A 19,229-nucleotide genomic window follows, 5' to 3' on the forward strand; every position below is an offset into this window, starting at 1 on the left:
AGGGGCGACGCCTCCCGCCTTACTCTCCCCGGTCGGTCTCGTTCTGGTGGCCGCCGTCTGCAGCGGCGTCTTCGTCGGAATCGTCGTCGTCGCCGACTTCGGTGCCGGCGCCCTCGCGTTCGTCGGCCTCTTCGACCGTGTCGTCTATCTCGTCGCCGAGGTCCTCCTCGGCGCTGCCGGGTTCGCTCCTGCCTTTGGGGATTCGAACCTGGAGCGTCCCGTCGTCGCGGAGGGTCGCGGTCGCCGATTCGGTGTCCACTGGCGCGCCCTCGGGGAGCGTGGCGCTGCCCGCGAGCGAGAGGCCGCGGCCGGGGTACACCATCTCGAAGCCGTCGTGGAAGTCCCGGAAGCGGTCGATGCGGACCTCGACGCGGTCCTCGACGTAGCGGACCTGGACGTCCGTCGCGGTGACGCCGGGAGCGTCGAAGACGACGAGGTACGCGTCGTCGCTCTCCAGCACGTCGGCTGGGAGGGGACGATTCTCCTGAAAGCGGCCCGCCGCGCGCCCGATGTTCTCGAAGATGGTGTCGCCGATTGATCGGGTGAGTTGCCGCATCACAGTTCGACCTCCCGGAGTTCCTCGGTCGTGTCGCAGTAGGGGCACTCGAAGTCCGACACGCCGACGTCGTCGGGCATGTCGTAGGTGTAGTGGAGTTCGAACATGTCGAGCGTACAGTCCTCGTTCTCGCAGACGACCTCCAGAGTGGCTGGCATACCGACACGTAGGCCCGGACGGGACAAACAGCTTTCGGGAGCGGGGGTCGCGAGGACGGACCAGACACGGTTTTACGCCTCCGGCGACTACCCGCGTCCATGACTGCCGACCCCGCCGACCTCTCGGTCACGGTCGTCGACGGCTACGTCGACGAGCCCGCGCACTTCGGGGTCCCGCCGTACGTCTCGACGTACCCGCGCTACACCGCCGGCGCCCTCGTCGACGCCGGCGTACCCGAATCGCAGATAACGTACCACACTATCGACGGCCTGCGTGACGACGGCTCGCGCTGGCAGGACGTCGAGGAGGCGGACCTGCTGATCTACGTCGGGGGGATGACCGTCCCCGGCAAGTACGTCGGCGGGACGCCCGCCGAACCCGACGAAGTCCGCCGGATGGCCTGGACCGCCGACGGCGTCTCGATGATGGGCGGGCCCGTCCGCTTCGGCGTCGGCGAGGCCAACGAGGGTGCTAGCGAGACCGCTCGCGACGACCTGGACTTCGACTTCCTGGCGATGGCCGACGTCGAGGCGGCAGCCTACGACCTCGTCTCGAACGGTCTCGAAGGGTTCGAGAACCGCTACCGCGGCGTCCCCGAGGAGACTCGCTGGGCGCGCAAGGGTGCCTTCGTCGTGGAGCAGCACCCAAACCACCCGGACTACCTCATCGCCGAACTGGAGACATCGCGCGGGTGTGCCTACCGGTGTTCCTTCTGTACCGAACCGATGTACGGCGATCCGGACTTCCGCCCCCCAGCGAGCGTCGTCGACGAGGTGGACGCGCTGTCGGACCGGGGCGTGAAGCACTTCCGCATCGGCCGCCAGGCGGACATCCTCGCCTACGGCGGCGACGGCGAGGCGCCGAACCCCGACGCCCTCCGGGAGCTGTACGGCGGCATCCGCGAGGTGGCCCCGGACCTGGAGACGCTGCACCTGGACAACATGAACCCCATCACGGTCGTGAAGTGGCCGGAGAAGGCCCGCGAGGGGATACGGATCATCGCCGAGCACAACACGCCCGGCGACACCGCGGCGTTCGGGCTCGAATCCGCGGACCCGCTCGTCCAGGAGGAGAACAACCTGAACGTCACCGCCGATCAGTGTTTCGAGGCGGTCCGCATCGTCAACGAGGAGGCCGGCTGGCGCCCGGGAGAGGAACCCGGCGACGGCCCGAGTTTCGGCGACGACGCCCCGCGCCGACTCCCCAAACTCCTCCCCGGCATCAACCTGCTCCACGGGCTGAAAGGCGAGCGCCGCGAGACGTTCGAACACAACAAGCGGTTCCTCCAGCGCGTCCTCGACGAGGGGTACATGCTGCGGCGGATCAACATCCGGCAGGTGATGGCCTTCGAGGGCACCGACATGGCCGAGACCGGGGCGGAGATCGCCAACGACCACAAGCAGCTGTTCAAACAGTACAAGGAGGAGGTCCGCGAGGAGATAGACAACCCGATGCTCAAGCGCGTCGCGCCGCCCGGGACTATCCTTCCCGACGTCCACCTGGAGTACCACCAGGACGGGAAGACCTTCGGCCGACAGATCGGGACCTACCCCCTGCTCGTCGCGATTCCGGGCGAGCGCGAACTCGGCCAGGTGCTCGACGTCGCCATCACGGACCACGGCTATCGTTCGGTCGGTGGCGTTCCCCACCCGCTCGATCTAAACTCGGCGTCGATGGACGAACTAACCGCCATTCCCGGCATCGGCAAGAGCACCGCCGGCGACGTCGTCGTGAACCGGCCCTACGAGTCCGTCAGCGAGTTCGACGCGGACCTCGACCAGTTCGTCACCGTCCAGTCGCCGGAAGGGGCGGACTGATCCAGACGAGTCAGCGAACAGAAGGTACTTTTCGACCCCGCTCCACGTCCCCGTATGAGCAACGTCGAGGTGAGCGTCGTCCTCCCGGCCTACAACGAAGAGGCCACCATCGAGGGGACCGTCGAGGTGACGCTGTCGACGCTCGCCTCGTTCATGCCGGCCGGGTCGTTCGAGGTCATCGTGGCCGAGGACGGCTGCGACGACCGGACACCGGAGATAGCGACGCGGCTGGCGGGTGAGGACGACCGGGTACGCCACATCCACTCCGACGAGCGGCTCGGCCGCGGCGGCGCGCTGGAGTACGCCTTCCACCGCGCCGAGGGCGAGACGCTGGCGTACTTCGACACGGACCTGGCGACGGACATGGACCACCTCGAAGAGCTGATCGAGTCGATTCGCTCGGGCGAGTACGACGTGGCGACGGGGTCGCGCTGGATGCCCGAGAAGACGGCCGACCGGCCGGCCAAGCGGGGCGTGCCCAGTCTGGGATTCAACACGCTCGTTCGCTTTTTCCTCCGGTCGGACCTGCGGGACCACCAGTGCGGGTTCAAGGCGTTCTCCCGCGAGGCCTTCGAGGCGCTGGACGACGACGTCCAGGACGAACACTGGTTCTGGGACACGGAGATGCTCGTGCGCGCACAGCGGACGGGTTTCCGTGTGAAGGAGTTCCCCGTCGACTGGGAGCCCAAGGGCGACACCAAAGTCGACCTCGTCCGTGACGTGTTCGGGATGGGGAGCCAGATTCTCCGGACCTGGTGGCAACTCTCGGTGAGTCCCCGGATAACGCGGAAGGTGAGCATGACGGCCGGGTCGCTGCTCGTCATCGCCGCGCTGGTGCTGGCGGTCACCGTCGTCTTCGACCCCTCGGCGGTGCTGGACGCCATCGGCGGGGCGGACGTCGGTATCGTCGCCGCCTCCGGGGTCGTCTACCTCCTCTCGTGGCCGCTGCGCGGGCTCCGGTATCGCGACATCCTCGACCGCCTGGGCCACGACGGCGACACCTGGTTCCTCACCGGTGCCATCTTCATCAGTCAGACGGGGAACCTCGTGTTCCCGGCCCGGCTCGGGGATGGCGTCCGTGCGTACGTCGTCAAGGCCCGCCGTTCGATCCCCTATCCGACCGGCTTCGCGTCGCTGGCCATCGAACGCGTCTTCGACCTGCTCGCCATCACAGTGCTGGCCGGGAGCGTCCTGGTCGGGCTCGTCCTGACGGGCGGCACCGAACAGATCGCCGAGGCCATCGCCGCCGACGTCCCGCCGGTCCAGGTCGGTGACGACACGCTCGACCCCGCTGCCGCGGCGCGGACGGCGCTCCAGGTCGCCGCTGCCGTCGGCGTCGCGGCCATCGCCGGCGTCGCCGTCATCGTCGTCAACGCCCGGCGCGAGAGCAACCTCGTCCATCGGGCCGTCACCGCCGTGAGCAACGACTCCTACGCGGCCTACGTCTCGGGCGTCATCGAGCAGTTCGTCGGCGACGTCGAGACCGTGGTGGGCGACCGCGGCGCCTTCTTCCGGGTCGGCGTCGGCAGCCTCCTCATCTGGGTCGTCGACGTGCTGACGGCCGTCGTTATCTTCGCGGCGTTCTCCGGTCCCGATACCCAGTGGGAGATCACCGCCTCCCTGGTCGCAGCGGCGTTCTTCGCGGTCAGCGTCGGGAACCTCGCGAAGATCCTTCCGCTATCCCCGGGTGGTATCGGACTCTACGAGGGGGCGTTTACGCTCATCGTCGTCGGGATGACGGGCGTCTCGGCCCCGGTCGCACTCGCGATCTCCATCGTCGACCACGCCGTCAAGAACGCCGTCACCATCCTCGGCGGCCTGGCGTCGATGACCTGGCTCAACGTCTCGCTGACGACGGCCGTCGAGGAGAGCCGGAACGCCAGTGACGTCGAGGCAGAACCCACGCCGCAGGACTGATACAGGAGCCAGTCGGCGCTCTCCCTTCCGGTGACCGGGAACGTACCAGATGCTATTTGAATGGGTGCGGTAACGAGTCACAAACCCGGTCGTCGGCCCGTGTGCGTGGCATTCGCACTACCGTACCAAAATCTTTAAATGCTTTTCGAACTCATTGTATTGGTACCAACCGGGCGCCCGGGTATATCGGCCGTCGTACGTCGGTATATTTTCAGGAACCTTCCTGCCCGGAGCGTCTGCCCCGTACAATGAGCGACGAGAACACCAGAACGCGAACGAGAGAACGCACGGACGAGACGGAGGAACAGCACACGTCGGCGGCCTGCCCCGAGTGTTCGGGGCACCTGATCGCCGACGAGGAACACGGCGAGACGGTCTGTGACGACTGCGGACTCGTCGTCGACGAGGGCGAGATCGACCGCGGCCCGGAGTGGCGCGCCTTCGACTCCAGCGAGAAGGACAGCAAGTCGCGCGTCGGCGCCCCGACGACGAACATGATGCACGACAAGGGACTGTCGACCAACATCGACTGGCGCGACAAGGACGCCTACGGCAACTCGCTGGGCGCCAAGCAGCGCCAGAAGATGCAGCGCCTCCGCAAGTGGAACGAGCGGTTCCGCACTCGAGACTCCAAGGAGCGTAACCTCAAGCAGGCCCTGGGCGAGATCGACCGAATGGCCAGTGCACTCGGTCTTCCCGAGAACGTCCGCGAGACCGCGTCGGTCATCTATCGCCGTGCGCTCGACGAGAACCTCCTGCCCGGCCGGTCGATCGAGGGCGTCTCGACGGCCTCCGTCTACGCCGCCGCGCGCCAGGCCGGCGTTCCGCGCTCGCTCGACGAGATCACCGACGTCTCCCGCGTCGAGAAGTCCGAGATCGCACGGACCTACCGCTACGTCGTCCGCGAACTCGGCCTGGAGGTCGCCCCGGCCGATCCCGAGAGCTACGTCCCACGCTTTGCCTCCTCGCTCGATATGTCCGACGAGGCCGAACATCGCGCCCGACAGCTGCTCCAGAACGCCAAGCAACAGGGCGTCCACTCCGGCAAGTCCCCCGTCGGTCTCGCCGCAGCGGCCGTCTACGCCGCCGCCTTGCTCACCAACGAGAAGACGACGCAGGCGGCCGTCAGCGAGGTCGCCGACATCTCGGAAGTGACCATCCGGAACCGCTACCACGAACTCCTCGAAGCCGAACAGGGGCTCCCTGCGGCCTGATCCGGGTTTCGACCACACCCGATTCCTCGCCGGTCTCTCAGCGAAAGAATCACTCCTGATAACTGCGCAGTCACGCTTAATCCGGTCCGCATCGCTTTCTGTAGCATGGATCCAGACCCCAGCCCCGACGGGGGTGTCGAGATGACGTCGCCGTCGATGGACACGCTCGACGACGGCGAGCTCGGCGCCGCTATCGACGAGCTGCTGGCAGCGTCCGAGAACGTCTCCCAGAGCTCCCAGTCTATCAGCGACCTGGCCAACGACCAGTCGGAGAACATGCGCGAGGTCGCCGGCGAGGTGTCGAACCTCTCGGCGACGGTCGAGGAAGTCGCCTCCAGTGCGAGCCAGGTGAAAGCCGTCAGCGACCAGGCGCGACACCTCGCCGACGACGGGCGTGAGGCCGCCGACGACGCCATCGAAGCGATGGAGTCGGTCGACGACGCCAACACCGACGTCTCCCAGGACGTCCGCCAACTGCGCGACCGCATCGACGAGATCGACGAGATCGTCGAGGTTATCAACGACATCGCGGACCAGACGAACATGCTGGCGCTCAACGCCTCGATCGAGGCGGCCCGCGCCGGTGAGGCCGGCCAGGGGTTCGCCGTCGTCGCCGACGAAGTCAAGTCACTCGCCGAGGAGTCCCAGCAGAACGCCGCCGAGATCGAACAGCTGGTCTCGAACATCAAGTCCGACACGGACGACACCGTCGACAGCATCGAGCACGCCAACGACCAGGTCGAGGAGGGCATCGACCAGGTCGAGGACGCGGTCGGTATCCTCAAGGAGATCGACGAGGCGGTCCGCGAGGCCGCCCAGGGCGCCGAAGAGGTCGCCTCCGCGACGGACGAACAGGCGGCCTCCACCGAGGAGGTCGCGAGCATGATCGACATGACCGCCGAGAGCGCGGAGGAGGTGGCCGAAGAGATCGAACAGATCGCCGCCGCCAACGAGCAACAGGCCGCCAAGGTCAACGAGCTACAGAGCCTCATTCGGAGCCGGTAACACCGGATAACGCCGGATCACGCCTGGTCTCGCCACGCTGTCGTTACTCGTTCTCGCCGTCCATCAGTCGACCATCGACGAGACGAACAGCCGAAGGTTCGTCCCGAAGTTCGCGGCGAGCGCCCGCGGGAGCCGACGTCGTGCGCCGTCTAGGGCGTCGTCGAGCGCTTCGTCGGCAGCCTCGAACACGCCTCGTCCGTGGCCGAAGAGGATGCGCTCCGGCTCGATGTCAGCGAACACCTCCCGCGGCGGGAAGAGTCGGCTCCCGAGCATCACGCCCACGCGCTCGTCACCGACCGGGTAGCCCGAGCCCGACGAGAGCAGGTCCGGGACGATCAGCGTCCCGTCGGCCGGCCGGTACGCGACGACCGCCTGGTACAGCGAGAGCGGTTCGACGGCGGTCGTCTCGAACCCCGCTGGCCCAGGTACAGCGTCGGTCCACTCGACCGGCGCGTCGATCCGTTCTTCGACCCGGTCCATCCCGCGCGGGACGTGGACGGCGACGTCGTGGCGGTTCGCGAACGCGTCGGCGTCTCTCGCGTGGTAGTTCGAGAGGACCGCCACGCCGGCGACGTCGCCGTACTCGGCGAGCAGGTCGTCGACCCCCTGGGCGTCGACCGGGTCGACGAGCCAGAGGCCATCGTCGGCGGCGATGGCGTGACTCGCGCGTTCTCCGGCCTCGTCGGGATGGGCGAGCCAGCCGACGCCGCCCGACCAGCGGTCGATGACCTCGAACCCCGTCGAGAGCGAGCGGTCGTACGCAGGCATCGGTCGGTGGCTCGAACGCCGACGAGTAAATCCCGTCGATGAGGGCAACTGGAGCACGGTGGCCGGGCCGACGCCGATGGGCCTCACGGATACCCCGTTCCCAGCCGAGGGAGAGCGGTGCTCGCTGAAGGCAAATTGATAAATCCCGGACGGGTGAAACCGTCGGCATGGACTTCGACTCGTTCGTTCTCTCGGCGGCGACGGGCGACATCTACGACGAGCCGGCAGCCCGCTCCCACGCCGATATCCTGGAGTACCGGATGGACCTGGCGACGGATCCGATAGACAAACTCGCCGAGTACGACGGCGAGCTCCCGCTGCTGGTGACCAACCGCGTGGAGTGGGAGGGCGGCGACGCCCCCGACACTGCGGACCGGCTGGACGCCCTGGAGACCACCGTCGAGTACGACGCCGTCGAGGCCGTCGACGTCGAACTCGGGGCGCTCGTGGGTGAGGGAGCGTACAACGCCGACCGCGTCGTCGAGGCGGCGAGAGGGCTCGACACCACCGTTATCGTCTCGGCCCACGATTTCGAACGGACACCAAACCGCGAGAAAATCGAGGAGTGGCTCACCCGGGCCTGCAAACACGGCGACGTCGGCAAGGTGGCCACCACCGCGAACGAACCCACCGACGTCCTGGCCTTGCTCTCCGCCACGGAGGCCAAGACCAGCCGCGGCCACGCCGTCGCGACGATGGCCATGGGTGAGGCAGGTCGCCACTCCCGCGCCGTCGCGCCGCTGTACGGCTCGAAGATCGGGTACGCTCCCGTCCGCCCCGAAAACGCCACGGCGCCAGGCCAGTACGACCTGGAGACGCTCCGGGAACTGATCGACCAGCTCAAGAGCAGGGAGTAGTTTGGAGACTGAGCGATTTCGGGCCGGTTGCGGAGCGGTTGTAGTCGCGTCAAGCATACGGCGCGCGAAGCGCGCCGTTTCCCCCGAACTCGCCGGAGGCGAGTTCGGCCTTTTTTCATCGACGTTTTTTGTGGGGGGTTGAGCGCTCGCCGGAGGCGAGCGCGATGCCCCCCACGAAAAAAGGTCGGTGCGGAAGATTAACGTACGTCGGAACGCGATTGAGCCACTACGGTGGCTGAAACCAAGCGAAGGCGGCCCTGGCTGGCCGCTGCACTGGCGTTACTCTCTCCCGGTCTCGGACACGTCTATCTCCGCGAGTGGCTTCGGGCCGTCGTCTGGTTCGGACTGATGTTCGCGGCGACGGAACTTCTGGTACCCGTGCCCCCCATGCCGGCAGAGGTGACCGTGACGTCTGTCCTCGAAGCCTCGCGGATGGCGGCCGATCAGGTCGATGCTCCCAGCCGACTCGCGCTCTTTGCGATAACCGCGCTCTCGATGGCCGACGCCTACTGGATCGCGACCCGGGGAAACCAGCAGGCGGCGACCGAAGAGGGCGTCTCCTGTCCCCACTGCGGCCGCGAGGTCGACGAGGACCTGGAATTCTGTCACTGGTGCACGACGCGCCTCGAACCCCTGGAGTGACTGACGGAGCGACGTCCCGACCGAAGGCCTTCGACTGACTGTTCCCCTTTAGTCGACTGCTAATCTCTGATTATCGTTCGTGGTATCACGCTACGGCGATCGCTCCCACTGTTCTCCACGGAAATTCGCTCGCCGTCCGATGATCCAGCATCGATCCACGACTGCCCGGTGCGGTCCGGGTATCGATCCTGAGTATGGGGCACAACGGCTATTTCGGTTCTCAGCAAAGAGCCAGGCGTGCTCCAGTTCCCAGTCGATGCTCCGGGATATCTCCTCCACCTCCTCGGGCTGGTGGTGACCGCCGGCGTCTCGATTGCGGTGGCACGCTGGGTCTCCAGACAGTCCGACGAGGGCGCCGCGCGGACGATGGTCCTGCTGCTCCGGATCCACGCGACGATGGCGGCGCTCGTCGCCGTCCAGCTGCTCGTCTCGTCGGCGGCCGTCGAGGAACTGCTCGTGGGGACCTGGCACGGGCTGTTTCCCGCGACCGCGCCCGTCTGGCTCGCCTTCGCGATATACTACACCGGACGAGACCACTGGATGACGGCGCGGGTCCGGCTCGTTCTCTGGCTGGGCGGCGTCGTCCCGTTCGTCCTCTCGGTGACCGACCCGGTCCACGGACTGATGTTCACCGACTGGACGGTGCAGACCGAACCGTTCACGTTCCGCTACGCGGCAGTCACGTCGCTCAACGAATCCTTCCTGGTGCTGACCACGCTGGGCATACTCACCGGATTTGCACTCCTCATCCGGTTGTCGGTGTTCTCTCGGCGGTCGTCGCGCTGGCAGTCGGCGGCCTTGCTGGCGGGCTTACCCGTCATCCTCCTGCTTGCCATGCTCGCGTACACGCCGTTCGCTCCGGTCCGTAACTTCCCCTACGGCATCTTCGGTTCGGGCGTCTTCGGCGTCCTCGTCGCGGGGTCGCTGTACCGGACACGCCTGTTCGCGGTGGCGCCGCTGGCCCGGGATTCCCTCTTCGACTCCGTCGACGACGCAGTGATCGTCGTGAACACGGACAGGCGCCTCGTCGACTACAACGCTCGCGCACTCGCCCTCTTTCCCTCGCTCGACGGCAGGATCGGGCGTCCGCTCGACGACGTCTGTCCGGTCCTGGTCGGGTCCGCCGACTGGACGCCCGACGCTAGCGACCACGGCGTCGGCGAGTCGATCTCGCCGTTCGTCGGTGCAGTCCGTCGATCCGTCGACGGCGAGACGCGCAGTTTCAACGTCACGACCTCCGAGATATCCCGCGGCGGGCGTCGATACGGATACGGTCTCATCGTCAGCGACGTCACGACCCTGGTCGAGTACTCCACCGAACTCGAACGGAAGACCGAACGACTCGAACAGTTCGCGTCCGTGCTCTCCCACGACCTCCGGAATCCGGTTTCGGTCGCGATGGGTCGGATCGAACTCGAACGGGAGGACGGCGACAGCGAACACCTCCGAAAATCGAGGGAGGCGCTGGACCGCATCGACACGACCATCGACGACCTGCTGAGGCTCGCCCGGAACGGCGACGCAGTGTCGGACCCGGACCCCGTCTCGCTCAGGCGCGTCGCCGCCGACGCCTGGGAGACGTCCGACACGGGCGACGCGACCCTGTCGGTCGAGGTCGACGACCAGTATCGAGTGCTCGCCGACCGTTCTCGACTCAGAACCCTGCTGGAGAACCTCTTCCGCAACGCGGCCGACCACGGCGGCCACCGCGTCACCGTCGGTCGCGTCGGTGCGGGGGCGAACGTCGGCCCGGGATCGGGCTTCTTCGTCGCGGACGACGGCCCCGGCATCCCGGAAGACGAACGCGACGCCGTCTTCGAGTACGGGTACTCCACCGTCGACGAGGGCACCGGATTCGGGCTCGCCATCGTCCAGTCCATCGCCGACGCCCACGACTGGTCACTCGCTATCACCGAGAGCAGTGACAGCGGCGCCAGGTTCGAGGTGACCGGCGTCGCGACGTCAGAAGCAGACGTCGGCTCGACGACAGAACCCGCCGCCTGAGCCAGTAGGAACACCGACTGAGGCGTGTCGTCAGGCAGCGGGACGGGACCCCTCGCGTTCGGACGAGGATCGATGACCCAGGCGATTGGGGTTCGCTCGACATCCCTACCTGGGGTAAAAACCGCTGTGCAGTTCTCAGACGGTGAACCGCTACTTTTCGATGATCGATTCTTCGACGGCCTCACCGAAGTGCCGTGCGGCGTCCTCGAGGTAGACGAGGATCTCGTCGCCGGACTCGAGGTCGGTGACGGCCTTGCGCCCGTCGCGGGTCCGGATCTTGATGGTCTCGGCGTTCTGGAGGAGCGTCTCGATGCGGTCCCCGCCCTCCGTCTCTGCCTGGACGCGGAACATCGGGCGCTTCTCTATCTTGGCGCGGCCGACGATGGCCTCGCGGGTGTTGCCGTTCGCGTCGACGACCTGGACCTCGTCGCCGCTCTGGAGCTCGGAGAGGTACTTCGTGCCGCCGTCGGGCGTGCGGACGTAGGCGTGGACCGCGCCGGCGTTGACGCGGAAAGGGCGGGAGGCGACGTAGGGGGACTCGGCGGTCTCGGCGTGGACGAAGAAGAGCCCGCGGGCCATCGAGCCGACGAGCATCCCCTCGTCGTGTTCCATGAGATTGCCGGTGTCGATACAGACGCGGTCGGCCGAGCCGGTCTGCTCGACGTCGGTGACCTCGGCCCACTGCATGTCCAGGGTCTCGCGGCCCATCTCGTCGCGGACCTCGACGGTGCGGCGGATTTCGTCGGGGTCGTCAGAGTCGAGCAGGACGCCGTCGGCGCCGAGTTCGAGCGTCTCGTAGGCGGTGCGGGCGTCTTCGGCGGTCTGGACGCCCGTGACGAGCTCGGTGTCGTCGCCGACGCGGGCGATGAGGTTCTCCAGGGGGATGATCTGCCAGTCGTCGCCGATGACGATGGTGAACTCGGACTCGTCGGCGACGGCCTCGGCGAACTCCTCGTACTCTTTGCCGCGGATCCGGACGTAGCCGCCCTGCGGCCTGGCGCTGTCTTGGCGGAGCGCCGAGAGGTCGGCCGAGCCCGAGAAGTCGTTGGGCAGGTCGACGGTCCCGTCGCCCTCGCCGTCCTTGCCGACGATGGTGGCGTCGGCATCGACGTCGGCGGCCTCGGCGTCCATCACGTGGACGTCGTCGCTGGAGAACGCGGCCACGTTGACTTCGCCCAGGTCGCGCACGCTGTCGACGTCGACCTCGTCGACGAGGACCCAGTCGACGCCGGCCTCCAGGCCGGCGGTGATGCGTCGCTTCCTGGCCTCCCAGTCGCCGACAGAGCTGTCGGCCTTGAGCCACACGGATCGTGTCATAGCACCACGTCTGCAGCGGCGGGGCTTGAACGTGGCGGATCCTCGAACCTAGCAGACCTGCCAGCCGCCGTCGACGTGGAGGAGTTCGCCGGTGGTGTAGCCCGCGGCGTCGCTGGCGAGGTAGCAGATGACCGGCGCGACGTCCGCTGGCGTCCCGGCCCGTCCCATCGGGATATCCTTGAGAAATCCGTCCGAGTCGACGGACTCCTGGGCCTCCTCGGTCCATCCCTCGAGAAACTCGGTCGCGATCTGCCCGGGTGCGACGGCGTTGACCCGGACGCCCGTCTCGGCCAGGTCGAGGGCGGCGCCGCGGGTGAGCATCCGGACCGCGCCCTTGGTCGCGTCGTAGCCCACCTGGCCGTACTGGGCGTACGTCGAGCTGATGGAGGCGGTGTTGACGATACAGCCCGGTTCGTCCCGGTCGAGCATGTCGTTGGCGGCGACCTGGGTTCCGAGCATGACGCCCCGGGCGTTGACGCGCAACATCGCGCCGAAGTCGTCGACGTCGAGGTCCCTGATCCCGCCGCCGGCGAACAGGGCGGCGTTGTTGACCATCACGTCGACGCCGCCGAGTTCGCGGGCCGCCGCGACGACGCTTTCGACGTCGTCCGGGTCCGAGACGTCGGTCTCCACGTACTCCGCAGTCCCGCCGCGCTCGCGGATCAGTTCGTGGGTCGCCACCTCCGCGTCGAGGTCCTTCGGGGCTTCGCGGATGTCGGCGACGACGACGGTGGCGCCCGCCTCGCCGAAGGCGACGGCCGTCGCCCGCCCGATGCCGGAACTGCCGCCGGTCACGATTACCGTCTCCCCGTCGAAGTCGAAGGTCGCGTCTCCCATGGCCGAGAACACGGCGGTCGATACCAAAACGGTGGTGCACGGTCGGGCGGTCGGCGAACGCCACTGTACCACCGATAGACTCGGCCGCCGACCGACGTACCCTCTCTTTGATATCAGGCGTAATAATTACGGTGCTGGTCACACTGGCTAGCGGTAGATGCCAGATTGCACGGTGTTCGCCGTGGCCAGTGCCAAGGGGGGCGTCGGTAAGACGACGACCAGTATCAATCTTGGAACTGCACTCGCCGCCCGAAACCTCGACGTCGTCGTCGTGGAACTGGACCTGGCGATGGCGAACGTCGTGGACTTCCTCGCACTCGATTTCGACGACGAGGCCGACCCGTCGATGCACGACGTGCTCGCTGGCGACGTCCCGGTCACAGCGGCCCTCTACGACGCCCCCGGCGGCGCGACGGTCGCCCCGAGCGGCACCGCGCTCGACGCACTCGGTGCTATCGACATGAACCACCTCCCGGACGCCATCGAGACGCTCCGGGACCGCTTCGACGTCGTCGTCCTCGACACCGGCGCGGGCGTCAACAGCGCGACGACGACGGCCGTCTCGGTGGCTGATAGGACAATCCTCGTCTCCACGCCGCGGGTCGCCTCCGTCAGGGACACGGAGAAGACACGTACCATCGTCGAGAAGCGTGGCGGCGAGGTCGCCGGTCTCGTGCTCACACAGGACGGAACCGGATCCTCGCCCGGGTCGGACCGCCTCGCCGGTTTTCTGGAGGTCCCCCTCCTCTGCAAGGTGCCCCAGGACGCGTCTATCCACGAGTCACAGGACGCCGGCGTGCCGGTGGTCGAACGGCTCCCCGAGAGCGACGCGGCCCGGGCCTACGTCGACGGCGCGGCGTCACTCGCCGAATCGCGACTCGAATCCGACGAACCCGAGGGAACGGCAGCTGTGGAGTCCGAGACGTCGGCCGACGAATTCGCCGCGGTCAACGAGCCTACTACCGAGACCACACCGACCGGATCGGACGCCGGGCACGAGCCGACGAGAGCACCCGACGAACCGGCGACGCCACCGCCGTCGAAGGAGACGCTGGAGGCCGACGGGTGGACGTTCCCCGGCGCTGGCGACACCGAGACCGCCGACGAACACGACCGCACGGAAATCGACGTCGTGACTCGCGACCGAGGGAACCGAGCCGTCCGCTCGCTCACGTCGGACGGCGGCGACGCGTCGATACTCGACGTGGAGTCGGCGGACCGGTCGACCGATGGCGCCGACTCCGCCGGGAACGACGCCACGGGGTCAACCGACTCACCAGCGTCGGACGAATCAGACGCCGAGAATCGGGGAGACGCGGACGACGCCGATGCCAACGCGGACGACGAATCCCCGGACTCGCTGGCCGGCCGGGTCACGGCACTCCTTCGCCGCTCCGGGTAGCGCGCGGACGCCAACGTTTACAGTCACCTCTCGAGTACGAGGTTGAAATGACGGGGTTCGACGCCGTCTGCTTCGACCTCGACGGAACGCTTTGTGTGTCCGATCAGGACCCAGCGGAGCTTCTCGACGCTGCCTTCGCGCGCGCCGACACTGATTCGTTGTTCTCGGTCGCCGACGTCGCCGCGGTAGACCCGGCGGACCTTCCACCGGCCGATTCCGACGTCGAGTTCCAGCGCTTGCTCTTCGGTGCGTCGGCCGAACGTGCAGGAGCCGATCCATCAGCGGCGACCATCACGGCTGTCGCCGAGGCGTACGTGGAAGCCCTCGATCCTACCGCCGTGTCGTTTCGCGAGGGCGCCCGAGACGTTCTGGAGTACGCTCGGGAACGATACGACCTCGCCCTCGTGACCAACGGCGGCCGGGAGACTCAGCGGGCGAAGCAGGCCGCGCTGGGCATCACGGACCACTTCGACGTCGAAGTGTACTGCGACCCTTCGGCGGGCGTCGTCCCGAAACCCGACCCGGTCCCGTTCCGGACGGCGCTCGACGAACTCGGCGTGCGCGCGGACGCGACACTCAAGGTGGGCGACTCACACGGGGCCGACGTCGTCGGTGCCCACAATGCCGGGATGGCGTCGGCCTGGGTACCGCGGCGGGAGCTCCCGTCTGCGGAACTACCGAGCGATCCGGACCCGGCCCCGACCCACCGGCTCGACTCGATGACTGACCTGCACGGCGTCATCTAGAAACAGTCGCTGGAGAGACGGAGAATGGAACGGAGCGGTCGATATCGGTGATGCGAGTGAAGCGAGCGGTGGCGCGATTCTCTCAGGCTTCCACGGCGAGGCCGACCTCGCGCAGCGCGTCGGCGGCCTCCGCGTCGTCGTGGACGACCTTGGAGACGGCGCGGGTAATCTGGCCGGGCTCCTCGTGCTGGAAGATAGAGCGGCCCATCGAGACGCCGGCGCCGCCGGCGTCCATCGCTCCGCGGACCATGTCGAGGGTCTCCTCGTCCGTGCCGCGCGAGCCGCCGGCGATGACGACCGGGAGCGACGTCGACTCGACGACGCGCTCGAAGGTCTCCGGCGAGCCGCTGTAGGCGGTCTTGACGACGTCGGCGCCGAGTTCCTCGCCGAGGCGGACGGCGTGGCCCAGGTCCTCGGCGAACAGTTCGGGGTCGTCGTTGCGGACGTCGTGGCCGCGCGCGTACGTCATCGCGAGCACGGGGAGGCCGTAGCGTTCGGCGGCGCTGGTGACCTCCGAGAGGCCCGTTATCTGGTCGGGCTCGTGGTCGGAGCCGACGTTGATGTGGAAGGAAACGGCGTCGGCGCCGGCGCGGATGGCGTCCTCGACGCTGCCGGTCGGGCGCTTGTCGGACTCGTCCGGGCCGATGGTCGTCGAGCCGTTCAGGTGGACGATGTAGCCCGCGCCGCCGAGGTTGGGATGGACGCGGCCCGCGACGCCGCGCTGGGTGAGGACGGCGTCTGCGCCGCCGTCGGTGATGTCCGAGACTGTCGATTCGAGGTCCACGAGACCGTCCACGGCGCCCATCGTGACGCCGTGGTCCATCGGGACGACGAGGTACTTCCCGTCTGTCCCGATCCGGTCGAGTCGTGCAGCTTTGCCAGCAGTCATGTTGTGATAGAGTGTGGCAAGTACGACTATTTGCCTTCCGGTTGCGGTCGATTCTGTGCCCCGCGGAGCGCGCCGCCTTTGAGTTCCCGCGCCTTTGTTTCGAGTCGTTCCGCCACGTCCGCGACGTCGTCGCCGTTCTCGTGGCCCTCGGCGATGATATCCACCAGTGCACTTCCGACGATGATGCCGTCCGCGCCCGCCGAGACGATGCGCTCGGCGTGGTCGCCGGTCTTGATACCGAAGCCGACGGCCTTCGGGACGTCCCACTGGGCGAGTCGGGCCAGCGACTGCTCGGTGTGGTCCGAGACGTCGTCGCGCGCGCCCGTCACGCCCAGGCGGGCCTGAACGTAGACGTAGCCAGAGACGTGCTCCATCATCCGTTCGAGGCGCTCGCCCTCGGTCGTCGGCGCGACGATGAACACGAGGTCGAGGCCGAACTCGTCGCACGCCTCCCGGAGTGGTCCTGCCTCTTCCGCTGGCAGGTCCGGAACGACGAAGCCCTCGATGCCGACGTCGGCCGCTCGCTCGACGAACGGGCGTGGTCCCTCCTCCGTACCGTACTGGTAGATGAGGTTGTAGTAGGTCATACAGACCAGCGGGACGTCGACGTCCAGGTCTTCGACGAACTCGAAGAACCGCTCGGGCGTCATCCCCGCTTCGAGCGACCGGACGACGGCCTCCTGGATGGTCGGTCCCTCGGCGATGGGCTCCGAGAACGGGAGGCCGAGTTCGATGACGTCCGCGCCGCCGCGAGCCAGCGCCTCGACGTACTCGATGGACGAGTCGTAGTCCGGGTCGCCCGCCGCGAGGTAGGGGACGAAGGCGGGTTCGTCGGCGAACACGGCTTCCAGACTCATAGCCCACCACCGACTTCGCGGAACACGGAAAGATCGGGTGCCGACTCCAGGTCGCGCTTCGACGTCTCCTCGATGACCGTCTCCAGATCCTTGTCACCGCGACCGGAGACGTTGACCACGACGGAGTCGCCCAGTTCGTCGTGGTGTTCGTGGAGGAAGCCGAGCGCGTGGCTCGACTCCAGCGCGGGGATGATACCTTCCTCCTGCGAGAGGCGGTGGAAGGCGTCCAGCGCCGCGTCGTCGTCGACGTTGACGGCCTGGACTCGCTCCTCGTCGACGAGGTGGGCGAGTTCCGGCCCGACGCCGGCGTAGTCCAGGCCCGCGGAGACGCTGTGGGACTCCATGATCTGGCCGTGGGAGTCCTGGAGGAGTTTGGTGCGCGCGCCGTGGAGGACCCCCTCGTCGCCGGTCGACAGCGACGCGGAGTTGGGTGCGACGCCCTTCTCTTCGTCCACCGAGAGCGAGGAGCCGCCGGCCTCGACGGCGTACAGGCCGACGTTTTCATCCTCGACGAAGTTCGCGAACGTGCCCATGGTGTTCGACCCACCGCCGGCGCAGGCCAGCACCGAGTCGGGGAGGGAACCGATCTTCTCCCGTGCTTGCTCGCGTGCCTCCTCGCTGATGACGGCCTGGAAGTCCCGGACCATCGCGGGGAACGGTGCGGGCCCCACCACGGAGCCGATGACGTAGTGGGTCGTCTCGACGGTGGTCGCCCAGTCCCGCATCGTCTCGGAGATGGCCTCCTTGAGCGTGCCGCGACCAGTCGTCACCGGGTTCACCTCGGCGCCGTTGATCCGCATCCGGAAGACGTTGGGTCGCTGGCGGGCGATGTCGGTCTCGCCCATGTATATCTCGCAGGGCATCCCGAGGTGGGCACAGGCCATCGCCGTCGCGGTGCCGTGCTGGCCAGCGCCAGTTTCGGCGATGATGCGCTCCTTGCCCATGTACTTCGCCAGCAAGACCTGTCCGAGCGCGTTGTTGAGCTTGTGCGCGCCGCCGTGGACCAGGTCCTCGCGCTTCAGATAGACGTCGGTGTCGTAGCGCTCGGAGAGCTGTTCGGCGTACTGCAGCGGCGTCGGGCGGCCGCCGAAGTCCGCGAGGCGCTCGCGGAACTCGTCCATAAAGCCGTCCTCGTTGTCGAGCACGTACCGCTCGTACGCGTCGGTCAGTTCCTCGATGGCGGGCATCAGCGCCTCTGGGACGTACTGGCCGCCGTAGTCGCCGAAGGTGGATTCGCTACTCATGATTGCTCCGTCGTAGTCAATTCGCGCGTGTTCTCGGTCACGTCTCCGTCCATTATCGCCGAGCCGACGAGCAGGGCGTCGGCGCCGGCCGCGCGCATCCGCGCGACGTCGTCGGGCGTCGATATGCCGCTCTCCGCTATCAGGGTGACGTTCTCCGGGACCGAGGGAGCGACGTCCTCGAACGTCTCCAGGTCGACTTCCAGTTCCGCGAGGTCGCGGTTGTTCACGCCGACGATCTCCGCGCCTGCCTCGATGGCTTCCTCGACTTCCGCAGCGGTGTGGGTCTCGACGAGCACCTGGAAGCCCCGCTCGCGCGCGGCGTCGAGCAGGTCCGCCAGGTCGTCGGTGTTCTCCTCGTGTAGGAACCGAACGATCAGCAGGATAACGTCGGATTCGACGATGTCCAGTTGCTCCTCGTGCAGCACGAAGTCCTTCCGCAGTACCGGGACGTCGACGGCCGCGCGCACGCGTTCGAGCGTCTCCGGCGACCCGCCGAAGTGCTCGGGTTCGGTCAGTACCGACAGGGCGGCGGCGCCGCCCGCGACCATCTGCTCGGCGAGTTCGACCGGGTCGTCGGTCCGCTCGCCGTCCGTCGTCGGGCTCGTCGGTTTCACCTCGGCGATGATCGGCACCCGTCCGTCCGCCTCGGCGGCCTCGAACGCCGCCGGAAGCGACTGCGCGTCGACGGAGCGCCGACCCTCGGCGCCGCCCCGCTCGCGGGCCGCGTCGAGTATCGACTGCACCGCCGGTGCTATCTCACCCTCACTGGAGTTCATTACCGAACACTAACGTACAGATGTGTACATAAGGGTTGCGACACCGGCCCGGACAACCGACAGACAGGAGGAATGAAAGGGACGAGTGGCTGGACGAAGCCCGGCGAAGCTAGCACCGAGGAACGAACGGAGTGAGTGACGAGGCGCGCAGCGAGTCGCGCGAGTCCAGCCACTCGGGGCTTTCGAGACCGTATTAGCGCTTTCGAGTTTCGTTGCAGCAGG

18 protein-coding genes are annotated in these 19,229 nt (G+C 67.5%); 9 read left to right on the top strand and 9 right to left on the bottom strand.

The window, feature by feature from the left end; translation table 11 throughout:
- Positions 1-19: 19 nt before the first annotated feature.
- Positions 20-556 carry an Hsp20/alpha crystallin family protein gene (locus AC5FRV_RS01860; RefSeq protein WP_493559424.1) on the bottom strand — a complete coding sequence of 179 codons (537 nt, stop codon included), beginning with the start codon at positions 554-556 and terminating at the stop codon, positions 20-22.
- Positions 556-714 carry a DUF7559 family protein gene (locus AC5FRV_RS01865; RefSeq protein WP_177227466.1) on the bottom strand — a complete coding sequence of 53 codons (159 nt, stop codon included), beginning with the start codon at positions 712-714 and terminating at the stop codon, positions 556-558. Before AC5FRV_RS01865 ends, AC5FRV_RS01860 begins: the two co-directional genes overlap by 1 nt.
- Before the next feature lie 99 nt (positions 715-813).
- On the opposite strand from AC5FRV_RS01865, the gene AC5FRV_RS01870 reads away from it, so the two are divergent.
- From AC5FRV_RS01870 to AC5FRV_RS01885, 4 genes are all read left to right on the top strand, one after another.
- Positions 814-2,532, top strand: a complete 1,719-nt coding sequence (locus AC5FRV_RS01870) for a radical SAM protein (protein WP_493559425.1) — start codon at positions 814-816, stop codon at positions 2,530-2,532.
- Positions 2,533-2,586: 54 nt separating this feature from the next.
- A complete protein-coding gene (locus AC5FRV_RS01875; RefSeq protein WP_493559426.1) occupies positions 2,587-4,449 on the top strand; it encodes a lysylphosphatidylglycerol synthase domain-containing protein in 1,863 nt (620 codons plus the stop codon).
- A 248-nt stretch (positions 4,450-4,697) separates the two neighbouring features.
- Positions 4,698-5,663, top strand: coding sequence for a transcription initiation factor IIB (locus AC5FRV_RS01880; protein WP_493559427.1), 966 nt, complete (start codon positions 4,698-4,700; stop codon positions 5,661-5,663).
- 105 nt (positions 5,664-5,768) lie between these two features.
- Positions 5,769-6,668, top strand: a complete 900-nt coding sequence (locus tag AC5FRV_RS01885) for a methyl-accepting chemotaxis protein (RefSeq protein WP_493559428.1) — start codon at positions 5,769-5,771, stop codon at positions 6,666-6,668.
- Between the two features lie 63 nt (positions 6,669-6,731).
- Here the strand turns inward: AC5FRV_RS01885 and AC5FRV_RS01890 are convergent, their stop codons facing one another.
- Complete coding sequence (locus AC5FRV_RS01890; protein WP_493559429.1) at positions 6,732-7,436, bottom strand: hypothetical protein; 705 nt, start codon at positions 7,434-7,436, stop codon at positions 6,732-6,734.
- Positions 7,437-7,603: 167 nt separating this feature from the next.
- On the opposite strand from AC5FRV_RS01890, the gene AC5FRV_RS01895 reads away from it, so the two are divergent.
- From AC5FRV_RS01895 to AC5FRV_RS01905, 3 genes are all read left to right on the top strand, one after another.
- A complete protein-coding gene (locus AC5FRV_RS01895) occupies positions 7,604-8,293 on the top strand; it encodes a type I 3-dehydroquinate dehydratase (RefSeq protein ID WP_493559430.1) in 690 nt (229 codons plus the stop codon).
- A gap of 231 nt (positions 8,294-8,524) precedes the next feature.
- Entirely contained in the window at positions 8,525-8,935 is a 411-nt protein-coding gene (locus AC5FRV_RS01900; RefSeq protein ID WP_493559431.1) for a DUF7575 domain-containing protein, read from the top strand.
- A 237-nt stretch (positions 8,936-9,172) separates the two neighbouring features.
- Complete coding sequence (locus AC5FRV_RS01905; RefSeq protein WP_493559432.1) at positions 9,173-10,939, top strand: sensor histidine kinase; 1,767 nt, start codon at positions 9,173-9,175, stop codon at positions 10,937-10,939.
- A 150-nt stretch (positions 10,940-11,089) separates the two neighbouring features.
- On the opposite strand, the gene AC5FRV_RS01910 is transcribed toward AC5FRV_RS01905, so the two are convergent.
- Positions 11,090-12,256, bottom strand: coding sequence for a 3-dehydroquinate synthase II (locus AC5FRV_RS01910; RefSeq protein WP_493559433.1), 1,167 nt, complete (start codon positions 12,254-12,256; stop codon positions 11,090-11,092).
- Positions 12,257-12,304: 48 nt separating this feature from the next.
- Complete coding sequence (locus AC5FRV_RS01915) at positions 12,305-13,093, bottom strand: SDR family NAD(P)-dependent oxidoreductase (protein ID WP_493559434.1); 789 nt, start codon at positions 13,091-13,093, stop codon at positions 12,305-12,307.
- Between the two features lie 157 nt (positions 13,094-13,250).
- On the opposite strand from AC5FRV_RS01915, the gene AC5FRV_RS01920 reads away from it, so the two are divergent.
- Complete coding sequence (locus AC5FRV_RS01920) at positions 13,251-14,495, top strand: P-loop NTPase (RefSeq protein ID WP_493559435.1); 1,245 nt, start codon at positions 13,251-13,253, stop codon at positions 14,493-14,495.
- Between the two features lie 47 nt (positions 14,496-14,542).
- A complete protein-coding gene (locus AC5FRV_RS01925; RefSeq protein ID WP_493559436.1) occupies positions 14,543-15,241 on the top strand; it encodes an HAD family hydrolase in 699 nt (232 codons plus the stop codon).
- A gap of 82 nt (positions 15,242-15,323) precedes the next feature.
- On the opposite strand, the gene AC5FRV_RS01930 is transcribed toward AC5FRV_RS01925, so the two are convergent.
- The 4 genes from AC5FRV_RS01930 to trpC are packed head-to-tail and all read right to left on the bottom strand — an operon-like array spanning position 15,324 to position 19,007.
- A complete protein-coding gene (locus AC5FRV_RS01930; RefSeq protein WP_493559437.1) occupies positions 15,324-16,130 on the bottom strand; it encodes a 2-amino-3,7-dideoxy-D-threo-hept-6-ulosonate synthase in 807 nt (268 codons plus the stop codon).
- Between the two features lie 26 nt (positions 16,131-16,156).
- The gene (trpA, locus tag AC5FRV_RS01935; RefSeq protein ID WP_493559438.1) at positions 16,157-16,987 is read right to left on the bottom strand and encodes a tryptophan synthase subunit alpha; all 831 of its coding nucleotides are present in this window, start codon (positions 16,985-16,987) and stop codon (positions 16,157-16,159) included.
- Positions 16,984-18,231, bottom strand: a complete 1,248-nt coding sequence (gene trpB, locus AC5FRV_RS01940; RefSeq protein ID WP_493559439.1) for a tryptophan synthase subunit beta — start codon at positions 18,229-18,231, stop codon at positions 16,984-16,986. Before trpB ends, trpA begins: the two co-directional genes overlap by 4 nt.
- On the bottom strand, positions 18,228-19,007 hold the full coding sequence (gene trpC, locus AC5FRV_RS01945) for an indole-3-glycerol phosphate synthase (protein ID WP_493559440.1): 780 nt from the start codon (positions 19,005-19,007) through the stop codon (positions 18,228-18,230). The genes trpB and trpC overlap by 4 nt, the downstream gene beginning before the upstream one ends.
- Positions 19,008-19,229: the final 222 nt, after the last annotated feature.

It is taken from the genome of Halomicrobium sp. HArcel3 (genome assembly GCF_058933135.1).